Raw genomic sequence first — 15,792 nt, 5'->3', positions numbered from 1 at the left:
GGGTCATGTCTAGTACGGAACTACAGCGTGCGCACGCCCACCTGCTCCCATGCCTTGAGCACGGCCGTCAGCTCGTCGCCCTGCCCGTACCGGTCCTTCGCCGCCTTCACCGTGAGCGTCGCGAAGTCCACGAACAGCGCCTGCTGCCGCAGTTCGCCGCCGGTCAGCACGTCGTACCAGATCTGCCCGGCCCGCTCCCAGGCGTAGCCGCCGAGCGCGGTGGCCACCAGGTAGAACGCGTGGTTGGGGATACCGGAGTTGATGTGCACGCCGCCGTTGTCGCGGCCCGTGCGGACGTAGCCGTCCATCGTCGCCGGCTGCGGGTCCTTGCCGAGCACGTCGTCGTCGTACGCGGTCCCCGGGGCCTTCATCGAGCGCAGGGCGACCCCCGTGACGCGCGGCGCGAGCAGGCCCGCCCCGATGAGCCAGTCCGCCTCGGCGGCGGTCTGCCCGAGCGTGTACTGCTTGATGAGGGCGCCGAAGACGTCCGACATGGACTCGTTGAGCGCGCCCGGCTGGCCGAAGTACGTGAGGTTCGCCGCGTACTGGGTGAGGCCGTGGCTGAGTTCGTGGCCGATGACGTCGACCGGGAGCGTGAAGTCGAGGAAGATCTCGCCGTCGCCGTCGCCGAACACCATCTGCTCGCCGTTCCAGAAGGCGTTGTTGTAGTCGCGGTCGTAGTGGACGGTCGCGTCCAGCGGCAGCCCGTTGCCGTCGATCGAGTCGTGCCCGTACGCCGTGAGCAGCAGCTCGAACGTGGCGCCGAGGCCCGCGTAGGCGCGGTTGACCGTGGCGTCCGTGCCGGGCTCCTCGCCCTCGCCGCGCACCTTGTGGCCGGGCAGGTCCGTGCCGTGCCGGGCGTCGTAGATCGTGCGGTGGGGCGTGCCGGGCTCGGCGCCGGCGGGCGCGGTGATCGCCGGGGCGCCGACGACGGTGGTCAGCCGACGGCGGGTGCGTTCGAGGGCGTCGCGCTCCAGGGTGCGGCGGGCGGCGCCGGAGAGCGCGGAGTCCTCGGACCGGGCGAGCTTGTCGAGGACGTGGGGCGGTACGACGGTGCAGAAGACGGGCTCGTGGCCCCCGTTTGTCGTCATGACTCGCACGATCGCACTCTGTGAGCGGCATGTCACTAGGGGCAACCATGATTGGTGAAATGTCGCCGTATGGGTTGCGATTCGACGTCGCCGCGTTACGGAGGGTTGTGAGCGGGCCGCGGCGACTTGGGGGTGGTCGCGCGGCCCGCGCGCCCTTCGTCGTCGGCCGGTGTGGCTTTGCGCACCTTTTGTCCGAGTCGCTCACCTGGTCCCGCATACTGATACGACCCCGCGCGACAGTGAAGACTCGGCTACGCTGCTCCGCATCATGCGTTTCGGGCTGCTTCTCCTTAGCTGCCGCGGCGAGGGCCTGTAGTCGAGGCCGACCCCCTCCCCGCGGTGCTCTGGCGTTGCGTTGTCGGCCGTCCTTTCGGACCATCGAGGAGCCCACGCACCATGGCGAACCGCCAGCAGCCCACGTCCATGCCGATCCACAAGTACGGGCAGTACGAGCAGGTCGACATCCCCGACCGCACCTGGCCCGACAAGCGGATCACCGCCGCCCCCCGCTGGCTCTCCACCGACCTGCGCGACGGCAACCAGTCCCTGATCGACCCGATGTCGCCCGAGCGCAAGCGCCGGATGTTCGACCAGCTGGTCAAGATGGGCTACAAGGAGATCGAGGTCGGCTTCCCGGCCTCGGGCCAGACCGACTTCGACTTCGTACGGTCGATCATCGAGGAGCCGGGCGCCATCCCGGACGACGTCACGATCTCCGTGCTGACCCAGGCCCGTGAGGACCTGATCGAGCGGACCGTGGAGTCGCTGAAGGGCGCCAAGCGTGCCACCGTGCACCTGTACAACGCCACCGCCCCCGTCTTCCGCCGCGTCGTCTTCCGCGGCTCCAGGGACGACATCAAGCAGATCGCCGTCGACGGCACGCGGCTGGTCATGGAGTACGCCGAGAAGCTGCTGGGCCCCGAGACCGAGTTCGGCTACCAGTACAGCCCCGAGATCTTCACCGACACCGAGCTGGACTTCGCGCTGGAGGTCTGCGAGGCGGTCATGGACGTCTGGCAGCCCGGTCCCGGCCGCGAGATCATCCTCAACCTGCCCGCCACCGTGGAGCGTTCGACGCCCTCCACGCACGCCGACCGCTTCGAGTGGATGGGCCGCAACCTGTCCCGCCGCGAGCACGTCTGCCTGTCGATCCACCCGCACAACGACCGCGGCACCGCCGTCGCCGCAGCCGAGCTGGCGCTGATGGCCGGCGCCGACCGCGTCGAGGGCTGCCTGTTCGGGCAGGGCGAGCGCACCGGCAACGTCGACCTGGTCACCCTGGGCATGAACCTGTTCTCCCAGGGCATCGACCCGCAGATCGACTTCTCCGACATCGACGAGATCCGCCGCGTGTGGGAGTACTGCAACCAGATGGAGGTCCACCCGCGCCACCCCTACGTGGGCGACCTGGTCTACACGTCCTTCTCCGGCTCCCACCAGGACGCCATCAAGAAGGGCTTCGACGCCATGGAGGCCGACGCCGCCGCGAAGGGCGTCACCGTCGACGACATCGAGTGGGCCGTCCCGTACCTGCCGATCGACCCCAAGGACGTCGGCCGCTCCTACGAGGCCGTCATCCGCGTCAACTCCCAGTCCGGCAAGGGCGGTATCGCCTACGTCCTGAAGAACGACCACAAGCTGGACCTGCCGCGCCGGATGCAGATCGAGTTCTCGAAGATCATCCAGGCGAAGACGGACGCCGAGGGCGGCGAGGTCACCGGCTCCGACATCTGGGCCGTCTTCCAGGACGAGTACCTGCCGAACCCGGACAACCCCTGGGGCCGCATCCAGGTCCGCAACAACCAGTCGACCACCGACAAGGACGGCGTGGACACGCTGACCGTGGAGGCCGAGGTCGACGGTGTGGAGACCACCCTGGTCGGCACCGGCAACGGCCCGATCTCCGCGTTCTTCGACGCCCTGCAGGGCATCGGCGTCGACGCCCGGCTGCTGGACTACCAGGAGCACACGATGAGCGAGGGCGCCTCCGCGCAGGCCGCCTCGTACATCGAGGTCGCCATCGACGGCAAGGTCCTGTGGGGCATCGGAATCGACGCGAACACGACCCGCGCCTCCCTGAAGGCCGTCGTCTCCGCCGTCAACCGCGCGACGCGCTGACCAGCCTCACCGGCGGTTTGAAAGCCCCGTCCGCCGAAATCCGGCGGACGGGGTCCGTCGTTTACCGGCCAATCCCTGTGGAGGTCACGGGAAGGCATCGTCCGGAGTACTGACTGCGCCTCACCGATGTGGCTAACATCACGCAAGCGCGGCGATGTTGCCGTGGAGTAACGGAGGTGCGACGTGCTGCCAGGACGGGGACCAATCGGCCGTGCCGCCGGGCTCGCCCGCGGTGGGCCGGCCGGGAACGCCGGTCCGACCGGAGGCGCCGCGCGACTCACGCGTCTCATGGGCACCCGGATCGCGTGGACCGGCGTCGGCGACGGCGAGTTCTTCTGCCCCGGCTGCGGAGGCGACCGCAACTACCAGCGCCTCACCGGACGCCGCCGCTTCACCCTGCTCGGCGTCCCCGTGCTGCCGCGCGGCGAGACCGGCCCCGTCGTGGAGTGCGCGGCCTGCCGCCACCACTACGGCACGGAGGTCCTCGACCACCCCACCACCGTCCGCCTCTCGGCGATGCTCCGCGACGCCGTCCACACCGTCGCCCTGGCCGTCCTCGCGGCCGGCGGCACCCGCGCCCGCACCTCCCTGAGCGTCGCCGCGGGCGCCGTGCGCTCCGCCGGCTTCGACGACTGCACCGAGGACCAGCTCGACGCCCTCGTGGAGGCCCTCGCCGCCGACACGGGCCGCCTCTTCGGGGAACCCTGCGGGGCGACCGGCCTGTCCATAGAGCTCCACGAGGCCCTCGACCCGCTCGCCCCGCACCTCGCCCCGGCCGGCCGCGAGGCGATCCTCCTGCAGGGCGCCCGCATCGCCCTCGCCGACGGTCCCTACACACCCGCCGAACGCGACGTCCTGTCCACCGTCGGCGCGGCGCTCACCCTCTGCACGGACGACGTGACCCGGCTGCTGGCGGCGGCCCACACCCCGTCCTGACGCCCACCGGCCCCTACAGCAGTCCCGCCGCCGCCAGGAACGCGCCGACCCGCTCGACCTCGTCGTCCGACAGCGGCACCTGGGGTTCCGCCGTCACCGGGCACGCGATCACGCCCCGCAGGTGCAGGGCCGCCTTGAAGGCACCGAGCGCGGAGGACCCGCTGCCCATGCGGTGCGGGTCGCCGGCGCGGACCATCCCGAAGAGGGCGCACAGCCGCTCCTGCTCGGCGCGGGCCCGGTCCCGGTCGCCCGCCCGGCACAGGCGGTCCAGGCGCACGTACCCGGCCGGGTCGACGTTCGCGAGGCCGGGGACCGCGCCGTCCGCGCCCAGCGCGAGCGCCGCGTCGACGAGCAGCTCGGACCCGGTGAGGACCGCGAAGCCGGTGACCCGGGCGTCGTCGCGGGCACCCGTGACGACCGTACGGAACCCGGCCAGGTCCCCGCTGGAGTCCTTCAGCCCGGCGATCACCCCGTCCGCCGCCAGCTCCAGCACCACCTCGGCGGGCAGCTTGGTGTGGACCGCCGACGGGATGTCGTACGCGAGGACGGGCACCGGGCAGCGGGAGCCCAGCACCCGGTAGTGACGGGAGACCTCCGCCGGGTGGGTGGCCGTGTAGAAGGGGGCGGTCGCCACGACCGCCTCCGCCCCGGCCGCCGTCACGGCCCGCACGTGGTCCAGGACGCGGGGCGACGTCATGTCGATCGCCCCGGCCAGCACCGGGAGCTGACCGCCGACGTGCCCCACCACCGCCTCCACCACCGTCCGCCGCTGCGCGTCTGTCAGGAACGCCGCCTCCGACGACGACCCCAGCACGAACAGCGCGTCCACACCGCCCGCCACCAGATGGTCGACCAGACGCACCAGGGAGGGGACGTCCACCTCGCGCTCCGGTGTCAGCGGGGTGCACACGGGCGGGATGACACCGGTCAGCGGGGCGGGGAAGGTCATGGCGGCTCCTTGGACTGGGTGTCTCGTACAGCGCTCCTGCGCGGCCACGGCGGCCGGGGACACGGACGCCGACCGGGCCGCTGCCTCGGCGACCAGGTCCCCCGTCCCCTCCGTCTCCTGCACAGGATGGTGGCAGCGGAAACGGCGTCCGGGGGCCGACGCGGCCGCGAAGCCCGGCATCACCCCCGCGCACACCTCGTCCGCCCGCCGGCGGCGGGTACGGAACGGGCAGCCGCTCGGCGGCCGGGTGGCCGACGGCACCGGGCCCGTCAGCGGGATCGGGTCGACCGGGTCCAGCAGCCGCGCTGCGCGCCCGCGACGTCGAGGGCGCCCAGCGGGTGATGGCCGAGCACTTCCGGGGCATCGAGGCCCGCGCGGCGGCGGCTTCCCCCGAGCACACCACGAGCCACGACGCGCGGCCCGGGCGTGACCCGAACCACACGGCCTATGCTGACCGGATGACCGATCCCGTCGAATCCTGGAACCCGGACGCCGCCGGGGTGCTGCGGCTGCCGTCCGGGCGGCTGGTGCGCGGGCGGGGGCTCCGGCATCCGCTGCCCGAGGGTCCCGCGCCGACGTACGCGGTGTACCTGCTCGGCAAGGAGCCGCCCGAAGTCCCCTGGGAGGCCCGCTGGTTGCGGTGGCCCGACTTCCGGCTGCCCGCGGACCGGGCGGAGGCGGCGCAGGTGTTCCGGGACGTCCGGGAGAGGGCGGCCGGCGGGCGCGTCGAGGTCGCCTGCGGCGGCGGCAGGGGCCGGACCGGCACCGCGCTGGCCTGTCTGGCGGTCCTGGACGGCGTACCGCCCGAGGAGGCCGTCGCCTATGTGCGCCGGCACTACGACCGCCACGCGGTGGAGACCCCGTGGCAGCGCCGCTACGTACGCCGCTTCGCCACCTGACGGGAGACCGGTTCCGGCTGCTCCGCATCCGTGCGGCGGGGCGTGCCCGCGCGCCGCGGACGGCGAAGCCCCCGCCGTCCCTGCCCGTCCCATCCGCAGGGTGCTGCCCGTGAACCCCCGCTACGGGGTTTGCCGCCGAGGCGACAACAGGGGTTCGGGTACAGCCCTCGGGGATGGGACGGGTAGGGACGGCGGGGGCGGCGGAGGGTCCCGGGCCCCCAGGTCCCCGGACCCTCCCGGCTACGGGCCGCCGAACTCGGCCGGCCCGTACAGCGCGCCGGGCGCCCCGGTCATCAGCGCCCAGTACCGGTCGCCGTACGACCAGTGCCACCACTCGGTGGGGTAGTTCACCAGTCCCGCCGTGGTGAGCGCCGCCGAGAGGATGCGGCGGTTGCCGCGGGCCGCGTCGGAGATGTGCGGCGCGTCCGTGTAGCAGGCGTCGTCGCTCTCCTCGGGGCTGGCGTCGACCGCCGTCCCCATGTCGAGCTCCTCGCCGGTGGTGGTGCACAGCGTCAGGTCGACGGCCGCCCCGGCGACGTGCGGCCCGATCTCCGGCGGGGAGAGGGACCGGCTGGTCTGCTCGCGCAGGTACTCCTGCGTCCAGTCCGGGTTGGCGCGCCGCAACTCGGCCGCGTACGCCTCGAAGTACTGGATCTGCAGGGCCGGCGGCCGGTACCCCTCGGTCACCAGCAGCCGCAGCCCGTCCGGCAGCAGCCGGGCGGCCCTGGCCAGCCGCCAGGCCACGCCCTCACGCAGGTGCGCGAACGCGCCGTCCGCGTCGGCCTGGCGCGGGTCGACCACCACGAAGGGCAGTTCCCTCAGATCGACGAGGGGTTCACCGCAGTCCCGGACCGGGACGCGGGCGACCTCGGGGTCGCTCATCAGGATGATCGAAGGCATGCGTCGTCTTCCACAGGGTCCACGAGTCCCGAGTGCGTCCTGGGCCTCGTACCGGAGGTGTGTCGCGGGGGATGAGGCTGCGCCCCGGGGAGGGAACTGATCCCCTGATGTCCCTCCCCGGGGGCCTCCCCCCTTGAGTGGTGGTCTGTGGCCTGACGGCGGTGACACCACCCGTCCGTCCCACCGTTGTGATCCCACTGTGTTCATGTTCCCGCCGGTCCGTCCCCTGTGCGTTCCGGTGGGCCGACCGGCCGGGCGGTGGTCGCCCGGCCGATCCGTTGTTCCCCCGAGAACCACGAGGATGCCGGGCGCCGCTGGAAGTTCTCTGCAAGTCGGCCGCAAGCGACTTCAAGCCGCGCCGAAACAGCAGCCCGGCCCGACGGCCACCGCCGCGACCGGCTCCGACCGGCCCCTACGCCGGTGCCCCCGGCCACGGTTCGTACCGCTCCCGTGCCTCGCACGTCTCGAACACCGCCATGGCCTCCGCGCGCAGCGCGGCGGCGCCCTCCGGGTCGCCGAGGGAGGCCCGCACCGCGGACAGGCTCCGCAGCGCGCGGGCGCGGGGCAGGGGCAGTGCGAGGACCTCCCAGAGCGCCGCCGAGGCGGTCAGCAGACCGTCCGCGTCCGCCGCCCGGCCCTCGGCGAAGGCGCACTCGCCCAGGGTGCGCAGCGTCAGCGCCTCGCCGAACCGGTCCTCGTGGACCCGGCAGACCTCCAGGATCTCCCGCAGCTCCGCCTCCGCCTCCCGCGTGTGCCCGAGCCGCAGCCGGGCCTTGGCGCGGGCCCGCAGTGCGTACGCCGCCATGTGCGGGTCACCGAGGGCGCGCAGGATCTCCAGCGCCTCCTCGGCCACCCGCGCCGCCTCGTCGTACGCGCCGAGCGAGCGGTGCACCAGACTGAGGGTGCGCAGCGCCAGCGCCTCACCGCGCCGGCTGCCGAGCCTCCGGTACGCCCGCAGCGACTCGTCGAGCAGCGGGAACGCCCCTTCCTGGTCGCCTAGTTCGAGCCGTACGGAACCGCCGTACCGGCAGGCCACCCCGACCCCGGTGTCGTCGCCGACCCGGCGGAAGCCGTCGGCCGCGTCGGTCAACGCGCGTTCCGCCTCGCGGAGTTCGCCGACCTCGCGGCAGGCGCTGCCCAGTCCGGCGAGCGCGGCGGACCGGCCCCGGACGTCACCGAGCTCGGTGCAGATCCGCTCGGCGGTGCGGAAGTACTCCTGGGCCTCCGCGATCCGGTCCTGCTCGTACCGCAGTTGCCCGAGGCCGATGATCAGCAGGGCCTCGCCCGAGCGGTCCTCGGCGCGGCGGGCCGCGGCGAGCGCCGCGTCGTGGCTGCGCCACCACGCGTCGAAGCGGTTCTTGATGGCGAACGACGAGGAGCACAGGGCCGCCGCCGCCTCACAGGCGAGGGTGTGCAGTCCCATCGCCGCCGCCCGTTCGACCGCGGACGTCAGGGCGTCCGCCTCCGCGTCGAACCAGGAGAACGGGTCCTCCAGGGCGAGGCGGGCGGTGCGTGCGCCCACGGGGTCAGGCGCCTCGGACGGTTCGCCGCCGGGGTGGGCGCGGTCCCCCGGCGGGGCCGCGCAGGGGTCGGCCCCGCGCTTCAGGAAGCTCTGCCGCAGGACCACCGCGCCCGAGGGCGCCGCCCTCGTCACCCGGTCCATCAGCCACAGGCCCGCGGACAGTGCCCGGCCCACCGCCGCCGTGCGGTCGCCGGGCGGGTCCTCCGCCTCGGCGCGTTCGGCGGCGTAGACCCGGACCAGGTCGTGGAGGCGGTAGCGGGGCTGCCCGATGTGGTCGGTGCCCGGGCAGTCGATCAACTGGGCGTCGAGGAGCCGCTCCAGGATCTCCTCGGCCTCGTCCTCCGGGGTGTCGGCGAGCGCCGCCACCGCCCACACGGCGACGTCGGCCGAGCCGAGCGTGGCGATGCGCCGCAGCACCCGGCGCGCGCACTGGTCCAGCGCCTGGTAGCTGAGGCCGAGGCTGGCCCGTACCGCCAGGTCGCCGACGGCGAGTTCGTCGAGTCTGCGGTGCTCGTCGGCGAGACGTTCGGCGAGCACCCGGGGCGTCCAGTGCCGCCGCGTCGCCAGCCGGGCGCCCGCGATCCGCAGCGCCAGCGGCAGTCCGCCGCACAGCTCGACGATGCGCCGGGCGGCGGCCTCCTCGCGCGGCTCGCCCGGCGTGCGCTCCGGCCCCGTCACCCGGGTCAGCAGCTCCAGGCCGCGCACGTCGTCCAGCACGCCGAGGTCGGTGCGCCGCGCCCCGACGAGGCCGCCGAGCCGGGCCCGCGAGGTGACCAGCACCCCGCAGGTCGCACTGCCCGGCAGCAGCGGCCGGACCTGCGCCTCGCCGCCCGCGTCGTCCAGCACCAGCAGGATCCGCCGCCCGGCGACGAGGCTGCGGAACAGGTCGCCGCGCTCCGCGGTGTCCTCCGGGGGGTCGGCGCCGAGGGCCCGCAGCAGCCGGCCCAGCACCTCGGCGGGCGGCACGGGCTCGCTGAAGCCGTGGAGTTCGGCGTAGAGCTGCCCGTCGGGGTAGGCGCCCGCCACCCGGTGCGCGGCCTGCACCGCGAGCGCCGACTTCCCGACCCCGGCGGTCCCCGACACCACCACGACGGGCATCGCCTCCCGCTCCCCGGACAGCCCCGCGACGACCGCCGCCAGTTCCTCCTCGCGCCCGGTGAAGTCCCCGATGGCGGGCGGCAGGAGGGACACCGTCCGGGGCACGGCGGCACCCCGTGCGGGGGTGGCGGGGGTGCCGGGCGCCAGCAGGTCCGGATCGGCCCGCAGGATCGCCTCGTACAGGCCGGTCAGTTCCGGGCCGGGGTCCAGGCCCAGTTCCTCGGCGAGCACCGCCCGGCCCTCCGCGTGGACGGCGAGCGCGTCCGCCTGCCGGCCCAGCCGGTACAGCCCCAGCATCAGCTGTCCGCGCAGCCGCTCCCACGTCGGATGCGCCCCCACCAGCGCGGTCAGCTCGGTGACCAGCTCCGCCTCGTGGCCCCCGGCCTCCAGCTCCGCGGCGATACGTTCCTCCAGCGTCGCCTGCCGGGCCTCCTCCAACCGCCCGGCCTCCCCCCGCAGCGCGTCCCCGACCCCGCCGAGCGCCGGACCGCGCCACAGCGCCTCCGCCGACCGCAGCAGCAGCGCCGCACCCTCGTGGTCACCCGCGGCGGCGGCCTGCCGCCCCTCCGCCGTCAGCGCCTCGAACTCCGCCAGGTCGACCCGTCCGACCCCGAGCCGCATCAGATACCCGGGCGGCCGTGTCTCGATCGCGTCCGCCGCCTCCGCGGGCAGCGCCCGCCGCAGCGCCGACACATACGTCTGCACCAGCGCCCGCGCGGTGTCCGGGGGGTCCTCCCCCCACACCGCGTCCACCAGCACGTCCGTGGGCACCACCTGCCCCGCCCGCAGCAGCAGCACGGCCAGCAGCGCGCGGGGCTTGGGGCCGCCCAGCCGCAGAGGTCTCCCCGCGTGCCACGCCTCGACCGGGCCGAGCAGTCGGAATTCCAGCTCCACGGGTCCCCATCTTCCGTGCCGTCGGACCGCCGGGACAGCGGCTGCTCACGCAGTGTTCGACGCTCATGTACGCCGAGTGGTTTCCCAGGACGCGTGATGCGCCGGAGAGTTGTCGTAGAACGGGGTAACCAGAGGGAATCTTAGGTGGAAGACACGGAGATTCGACATGTCCCCGTGGGCGCGCTGTGCGAGTGATGTGGCGGAGGCGGGGATGACGGACGTACGGGAGGGGCCGCCCGGAACACCTGCCTCCGCTCCGCGCCGGTGTCCGGGGGCGGGAGCGGTGCGTCCGTGGCCGTGGAGCACAGACTCCTGCCGAGTCTAGGCACAGCAGGTCACCGCGGGGACGCGAAGAGTGAAACTCGCGGTGCCTCGGGTAGCACCGTGGAGGCAATGGGCGAAGGGCTCGGGGGACGAGACCCGGCGCGGTGCGTCGAGTGAGGCGGAGGACACGGTGGAGGAAGTGCGGCGGGGACCCGCGAGAGCCGCGGGAGCTGCGGGAGCGCGGCCCGCGCCCCGGTGTCCGGCGGCGGTCCCGCGGTGACCGGCGACGGCGCGAAGCCGCCGATCGGCACCTACGCGGTGGACACCCGCACCGGGCAGGTCGGCCGTGTCATGGGCCACGAGGGGCCGTACGTCCAGCTGCGGCCCGTGGGCGGCGGACGGGAGTGGGACTGCCCGCCCCGCGCGGTACGGGCCGCGACGACGACGGAGCGGCTGCGTGCCGCGACCGCCCACGAGAACGCCCGCAGCGGCGGGGAGGACCCTTGAAGGACGCCCCCTGACCGGTCCGCCGCCGCGCCGTCGTAGGCGAGAATGGGCCCATGAGTCTGTTCCGCGACGACGGCATCGTGCTGCGCACCCAGAAGCTGGGCGAGGCGGACCGGATCATCACGCTGCTCACCCGCGGTCACGGACGCGTACGCGCCGTGGCCCGGGGGGTGCGGCGCACCAAGTCGAAGTTCGGGGCGCGGCTGGAGCCGTTCTCCCACGTGGACGTGCAGTTCTTCGCACGGGGCAGCGAGCTGATCGGCCGCGGGCTGCCGCTGTGCACCCAGAGCGAGACGATCGCCCCCTACGGCGGCGGCATCGTCACCGACTACGCCCGCTACACCGCCGGGACGGCCATGCTGGAGACGGCCGAGCGGTTCACCGACCACGAGGGCGAGCCCGCCGTGCAGCAGTACCTGCTGCTCGTCGGCGGCCTGCGCACCCTCGCCCGCGGCGAACACGCCCCGCACCTCGTCCTCGACGCCTTCCTGTTGCGCTCCCTCGCCGTCAACGGCTACGCCCCCACCTTCAGCGACTGCGCCAAGTGCGGTCTGCCCGGACCCAATCGGTTCTTCTCCGTCGCGGCCGGCGGCTCGGTCTGCGTGGACTGCCGGGTGCCCGGCAGCGTCGTACCCTCTGCTCAGGCCCTGGAACTCCTCGGCGCCCTGCTGACGGGGGACTGGGCGACCGCGGACGCCTGCGAGCCGCGGTACGTCAGGGAGGGGAGCGGACTGGTGTCCGCCTATCTGCACTGGCATCTGGAGCGCGGCCTGCGCTCCCTTCGGTACGTGGAAAAGTCCTGAGCGGCCACAGCGCCGCACTCACCACAGAGGAGACGAGAAGCACATGGTGGTACGCGGGTTCCTGGGGCGTCAGCGCCGCGAGTACAAGACGCCCGAGCCGCACCCGTCCGGTGCCCGCGCGCCCAAGCTCCCCGGCGAACTCGTCCCCCGGCACGTGGCGATCGTCATGGACGGCAACGGCCGTTGGGCCAAGGAGCGGGGACTGCCGCGCACCGAGGGCCACAAGGTCGGCGCCGAGCGCGTCCTCGACGTCCTGCAGGGCTCGATAGAGATCGGCGTGCGCAACATCTCCCTCTACGCCTTCTCCACCGAGAACTGGAAGCGCTCGCCCGACGAGGTCCGCTTCCTGATGAACTTCAACCGCGACTTCATCCGCAAGACCCGCGACCAGCTCGACGAACTCGGCGTCCGGGTCCGCTGGGTGGGCCGGATGCCCAAGCTGTGGAAGTCGGTCGCCAAGGAACTCCAGGTCGCCCAGGAGCAGACCAAGGACAACGACCTGCTGACCCTGTATTTCTGCATGAACTACGGCGGCCGCGCCGAGATCGCCGACGCCGCGCAGGCCCTCGCCGAGGACATCCGGGCCGGTCGGCTCGACCCCTCCAAGGTCACCGAGAAGACCTTCGCGAAGTACCTGTACTACCCCGACATGCCGGACGTCGACCTGTTCCTGCGGCCCAGCGGTGAGCAGCGCACCTCCAACTACCTGCTCTGGCAGAGCGCGTACGCCGAGATGGTCTTCCAGGACGTCCTCTGGCCGGACTTCGACCGCCGCGACCTGTGGCGCGCCTGCGTGGAGTTCGCCTCCCGCGACCGTCGCTTCGGCGGCGCCATCCCGAACGAGGAACTGCTGGCGATGGAAGGCCGACAGGAGGACTGACGCGTGGCCGAGGCCGGTGGGGAGCACGTCGAGCTGGTGTACCGCGCGACGGTCGGGGACTTCCGCGAGGCGCTGCGCGTCGCCGCGCGGGCCTCGGCCGCCGGCCGCTGGGGGCGGGGCCTGCTGTTCTTCGCCGCGGGCACGGGCGCCCTCGTCACGACGGTCTCCCTGGCGCTCGGCGGCACCCCGGGCGCCCAGGCCCTCGTGGGCCTGGGCGCGGCCGTCGTCGGTCTGGTGGTGCTGCCCCGGGCCCAGGCCCGCAGGCTGCACCGCCGGGCGGCGGCCAGGGGCGAGCACCGCACCGTGCTGGACCTCTGGGGCGTGACGACCACCACGGACCGGGGCGCGCCCCGCATGTCCCGCTGGAGCGAGATCACCCGCTACGCGGAGACCCGCGGCACCTTCGTCCTCCTGGACGGGCACCCGTACGCCCCGGCGCCCCTCCCGCTCCCGAAGCGGGTCACGGGAGATGTGGACGCCCTCCGGGCACTTCTCGACAGGAGGCTCAGCCGGCCACGGTCCGGCTAGAGGCGCGGCCGGCTACTGCGGACCTGCGGTCGTTCGCGCGGACCTGCGGCCGGCTATCGCGGACCTGCGGTGGCTCGCGCGGACCTGCTGCCGACCACCACGAACCTGCGGCCGGCTACCGCGGACCCGCGGTCGCTCACGCGGCACCCGCGGGCGCGAACGGCGCCTACTCGGCAGCCACGGACGCGCGGGCGCAGTCCGCGCAGGTGCCGAAGATCTCCACCGTGTGGGCCACGTTCACGAAGCCGTGCTCCGCCGCGATCGCGTCCGCCCACTTCTCCACCGCGGGCCCCTCGACCTCGACGGCCTTGCCGCACATCCGGCACACGAGGTGGTGATGGTGCTCCCCGGTGGAGCACCGCCGGTACACGGACTCCCCGTCGGACGTCCGCAGGACGTCGACCTCACCCGCGTCCGCGAGGGACTGCAGCGTGCGGTACACGGTGGTCAGCCCCACCGAGTCGCCACGGTGCTTCAGCATGTCGTGGAGTTCCTGCGCGCTGCGGAACTCGTCGACCTCGTCGAGTGCCGCGGCCACGGCCGCCCGCTGCCGGGTGGAACGACCTCGTACGGGTCCAGCGGTCGTCACCGGTGCCTCCTCATGTCACGGTCCTGCCGGGCCATTGTGCCAGCCCGGCGGCACCCCGGTCAGACACCGGTCATCCCGCGGACCCCTCGGCGGAGCCCCGGCTGGCCGGCACGGTGTCCCTGGCGACCCCCGCCCCGGCGGCCTCACCGGCCACCGGGATCACACACTCCGCGGGATCGCCCGAGGCCGTCACCGCCGCCTTCGCGCGCCGCCTGGCCAGCGGGGTCGCCAGCGCCGTGAGCAGCATGAACGCGGCGATGGCGAGCAGCACGATCGTCGCGCCGGGCGGCACGTCCCGGTAGTACGAGGTGACGGTGCCGCCGATCGTCACGGTCACCCCGATGGCGACGGCGATCGCGAACGTCGCCGCGAAGCTGCGGGTGAGCTGCTGCGCGGCGGCGACCGGCACCACCATCAGCGCGGAGACCAGCAGCAGGCCGACGACGCGCATGGCGACCGTCACGGTCACCGCCGCCGTGACCGCCGTGAGCAGGTTCAGGGCCCGCACCGGCAGACCGGTGACCCGCGCGAACTCCTCGTCCTGGCTCACCGCGAACAGCTGCCGGCGCAGCGCCAGCGTCATCACGATCACGAACGCGGCCAGGACGCAGATCGCGGTGATGTCCTCCTGCGACACGGTCGACAGCGAGCCGAACAGGAACGACATGAGGTTGGCGTTGGTGCCGCCCGGCGCGAGGTTGATGAGCATCACACCGCCCGCCATGCCGCCGTAGAAGAGCATGGCGAGGGCGATGTCGCCGCGGGTCCTGCCGTACCAGCGGATCAGCTCCATGAGGACCGCGCCCAGCACGGACACCAGGGTCGCCATCCACACCGGGGACCAGGAGAGCAGGAAGCCGAGGCCGACGCCGGTCATCGCGACGTGGCCGATTCCGTCGCCCATGAGGGCCTGGCGGCGCTGCACGAGGTACACGCCGATCGCGGGGGCGGTGACGCCGACGAGGACGGCGGCGAGCAGGGCCCGCTGCATGAAGGCGTAGTTCAGGAATTCCATGATCGGTGCCTTCTCAGCTCAGCAGACCGGTGCGGACCGGTTCGGTGCCGGGCGCCGCGTGCGGGTGGACGTGGTCGTGGCCGGGCAGGGCGTGCTGGCCGACCGCCTTCGGGGGCGGCCCGTCGTGCAGGACGCAGCCGTCGCGCAGGACGACCGCGCGGTCGATCAGCGGCTCCAGCGGGCCCAGCTCGTGCAGGACGAGCAGCACGGTGGTGCCGCGGGCGACCTCGCCCCGCAGGGTGCGCGCCAGCACCTCCTGGCTGGCCAGGTCGACGCCCGCCATCGGCTCGTCCATGATCAGCAGCTCGGGTTCGGAGGCCAGGGCGCGGGCGATGAGGACGCGCTGGTGCTGGCCGCCGGAGAGGGCGTTCACCGAGTCCTTGGCCCGGTCGGCGAGGCCGACGAGGTCGATGGCCCGGCGGATCGCCTCGTGGTCGGCCTTGCGGAGGATGCCGAGACGGGCGCGGGAGAGCCGGCCCGAGGCGACGACCTCCGTCACCGTCGCGGGCACGCCGCCCGCGGCGGTGGTGCGCTGCGGCACGTAGCCGAGCCGCCGCCAGTCGCGGAAGCGGCGCCTCGGGGTGCCGAACAGTTCGATCTCGCCGTCGGTGACGGGCACCTGGCCGATCACGGTGCGCACGGCGGTGGACTTGCCGGAACCGTTGGCGCCGAGCAGGGCCACGACCTCACCGCGGTTCACGGTGAGGTCGATGCCCCGCAGGACCGTGCGCGAGCCCAGTTCGGCGCGTACTGCGCGCAGCGAGATGACGGGCTCGGTCATGCCTGCGTCCTCCGGACT

At 73.6% G+C, this 15,792-nt stretch carries 14 protein-coding genes; 7 read left to right on the top strand and 7 right to left on the bottom strand.

What is annotated here, in order from left to right:
* Window positions 1-20: 20 nt before the first annotated feature.
* Window positions 21-1,091 (bottom strand): M4 family metallopeptidase, encoded by a 1,071-nt coding sequence (locus tag GSY65_RS11955; protein ID WP_159767319.1) that lies wholly within the window; start codon window positions 1,089-1,091, stop codon window positions 21-23.
* A 396-nt stretch (window positions 1,092-1,487) separates the two neighbouring features.
* Between GSY65_RS11955 and leuA the strand changes: the two genes are divergently transcribed.
* Together leuA and GSY65_RS11945 are read left to right on the top strand one after the other, a co-directional pair.
* Window positions 1,488-3,209, top strand: coding sequence for a 2-isopropylmalate synthase (gene leuA / locus GSY65_RS11950; protein ID WP_159767318.1), 1,722 nt, complete (start codon window positions 1,488-1,490; stop codon window positions 3,207-3,209).
* Window positions 3,210-3,392: 183 nt separating this feature from the next.
* The gene (locus tag GSY65_RS11945; RefSeq protein ID WP_443043209.1) at window positions 3,393-4,145 is read left to right on the top strand and encodes a TerB family tellurite resistance protein; all 753 of its coding nucleotides are present in this window, start codon (window positions 3,393-3,395) and stop codon (window positions 4,143-4,145) included.
* A gap of 13 nt (window positions 4,146-4,158) precedes the next feature.
* Here the strand turns inward: GSY65_RS11945 and GSY65_RS11940 are convergent, their stop codons facing one another.
* A complete protein-coding gene (locus GSY65_RS11940; RefSeq protein ID WP_159767316.1) occupies window positions 4,159-5,094 on the bottom strand; it encodes a dihydrodipicolinate synthase family protein in 936 nt (311 codons plus the stop codon).
* Between the two features lie 458 nt (window positions 5,095-5,552).
* Between GSY65_RS11940 and GSY65_RS11935 the strand changes: the two genes are divergently transcribed.
* Window positions 5,553-5,993, top strand: coding sequence for a protein-tyrosine phosphatase family protein (locus tag GSY65_RS11935; protein WP_159767315.1), 441 nt, complete (start codon window positions 5,553-5,555; stop codon window positions 5,991-5,993).
* 240 nt (window positions 5,994-6,233) lie between these two features.
* Here the strand turns inward: GSY65_RS11935 and GSY65_RS11930 are convergent, their stop codons facing one another.
* Together GSY65_RS11930 and GSY65_RS11925 are read right to left on the bottom strand one after the other, a co-directional pair.
* Window positions 6,234-6,893 carry a M15 family metallopeptidase gene (locus GSY65_RS11930; RefSeq protein WP_159767314.1) on the bottom strand — a complete coding sequence of 220 codons (660 nt, stop codon included), beginning with the start codon at window positions 6,891-6,893 and terminating at the stop codon, window positions 6,234-6,236.
* 412 nt (window positions 6,894-7,305) lie between these two features.
* The gene (locus GSY65_RS11925; RefSeq protein ID WP_159767313.1) at window positions 7,306-10,407 is read right to left on the bottom strand and encodes an AfsR/SARP family transcriptional regulator; all 3,102 of its coding nucleotides are present in this window, start codon (window positions 10,405-10,407) and stop codon (window positions 7,306-7,308) included.
* A 540-nt stretch (window positions 10,408-10,947) separates the two neighbouring features.
* On the opposite strand from GSY65_RS11925, the gene GSY65_RS11920 reads away from it, so the two are divergent.
* The 4 genes from GSY65_RS11920 to GSY65_RS11905 are packed head-to-tail and all read left to right on the top strand — an operon-like array spanning window position 10,948 to window position 13,389.
* Window positions 10,948-11,178, top strand: coding sequence for a hypothetical protein (locus GSY65_RS11920; RefSeq protein ID WP_159767312.1), 231 nt, complete (start codon window positions 10,948-10,950; stop codon window positions 11,176-11,178).
* A gap of 53 nt (window positions 11,179-11,231) precedes the next feature.
* The gene (recO, locus tag GSY65_RS11915) at window positions 11,232-11,981 is read left to right on the top strand and encodes a DNA repair protein RecO (protein ID WP_159767311.1); all 750 of its coding nucleotides are present in this window, start codon (window positions 11,232-11,234) and stop codon (window positions 11,979-11,981) included.
* Between the two features lie 43 nt (window positions 11,982-12,024).
* Complete coding sequence (locus GSY65_RS11910; protein ID WP_159767310.1) at window positions 12,025-12,861, top strand: isoprenyl transferase; 837 nt, start codon at window positions 12,025-12,027, stop codon at window positions 12,859-12,861.
* 3 nt (window positions 12,862-12,864) lie between these two features.
* Complete coding sequence (locus GSY65_RS11905; protein WP_159767309.1) at window positions 12,865-13,389, top strand: YcxB family protein; 525 nt, start codon at window positions 12,865-12,867, stop codon at window positions 13,387-13,389.
* Window positions 13,390-13,555: 166 nt separating this feature from the next.
* On the opposite strand, the gene GSY65_RS11900 is transcribed toward GSY65_RS11905, so the two are convergent.
* The 3 genes from GSY65_RS11900 to GSY65_RS11890 form a co-directional block, all read right to left on the bottom strand.
* Window positions 13,556-13,978 (bottom strand): Fur family transcriptional regulator, encoded by a 423-nt coding sequence (locus GSY65_RS11900; protein WP_159767308.1) that lies wholly within the window; start codon window positions 13,976-13,978, stop codon window positions 13,556-13,558.
* A 70-nt stretch (window positions 13,979-14,048) separates the two neighbouring features.
* Complete coding sequence (locus GSY65_RS11895; RefSeq protein ID WP_159767307.1) at window positions 14,049-14,993, bottom strand: metal ABC transporter permease; 945 nt, start codon at window positions 14,991-14,993, stop codon at window positions 14,049-14,051.
* 13 nt (window positions 14,994-15,006) lie between these two features.
* Entirely contained in the window at window positions 15,007-15,774 is a 768-nt protein-coding gene (locus tag GSY65_RS11890) for a metal ABC transporter ATP-binding protein (RefSeq protein ID WP_159767306.1), read from the bottom strand.
* Window positions 15,775-15,792 lie beyond the last annotated feature (18 nt).

The organism is Streptomyces sp. HM190 (assembly GCF_009857135.1).
Classification (GTDB): Bacteria; Actinomycetota; Actinomycetes; order Streptomycetales; family Streptomycetaceae; genus Streptomyces; species Streptomyces heilongjiangensis.
Note: the sequence above shows the minus strand (reverse complement) of the source record. Positions and strands in the feature narration are given on the sequence as shown.

Bases quoted from the DNA above. Each gene is read 5' to 3' on its own strand.
- leuA (WP_159767318.1), top strand. From the start codon at position 1,488: ATGGCGAACCGCCAGCAGCCCACGTCCATGCCGATCCACAAGTACGGG.
- GSY65_RS11890 (WP_159767306.1), bottom strand. From the start codon at position 15,774: ATGACCGAGCCCGTCATCTCGCTGCGCGCAGTACGCGCCGAACTGGGC.
- GSY65_RS11930 (WP_159767314.1), bottom strand. From the start codon at position 6,893: ATGCCTTCGATCATCCTGATGAGCGACCCCGAGGTCGCCCGCGTCCCG.
- GSY65_RS11895 (WP_159767307.1), bottom strand. From the start codon at position 14,993: ATGGAATTCCTGAACTACGCCTTCATGCAGCGGGCCCTGCTCGCCGCC.
- recO (WP_159767311.1), top strand. From the start codon at position 11,232: ATGAGTCTGTTCCGCGACGACGGCATCGTGCTGCGCACCCAGAAGCTG.
- GSY65_RS11955 (WP_159767319.1), bottom strand. From the start codon at position 1,091: ATGACGACAAACGGGGGCCACGAGCCCGTCTTCTGCACCGTCGTACCG.
- GSY65_RS11910 (WP_159767310.1), top strand. From the start codon at position 12,025: ATGGTGGTACGCGGGTTCCTGGGGCGTCAGCGCCGCGAGTACAAGACG.
- GSY65_RS11935 (WP_159767315.1), top strand. From the start codon at position 5,553: ATGACCGATCCCGTCGAATCCTGGAACCCGGACGCCGCCGGGGTGCTG.
- GSY65_RS11940 (WP_159767316.1), bottom strand. From the start codon at position 5,094: ATGACCTTCCCCGCCCCGCTGACCGGTGTCATCCCGCCCGTGTGCACC.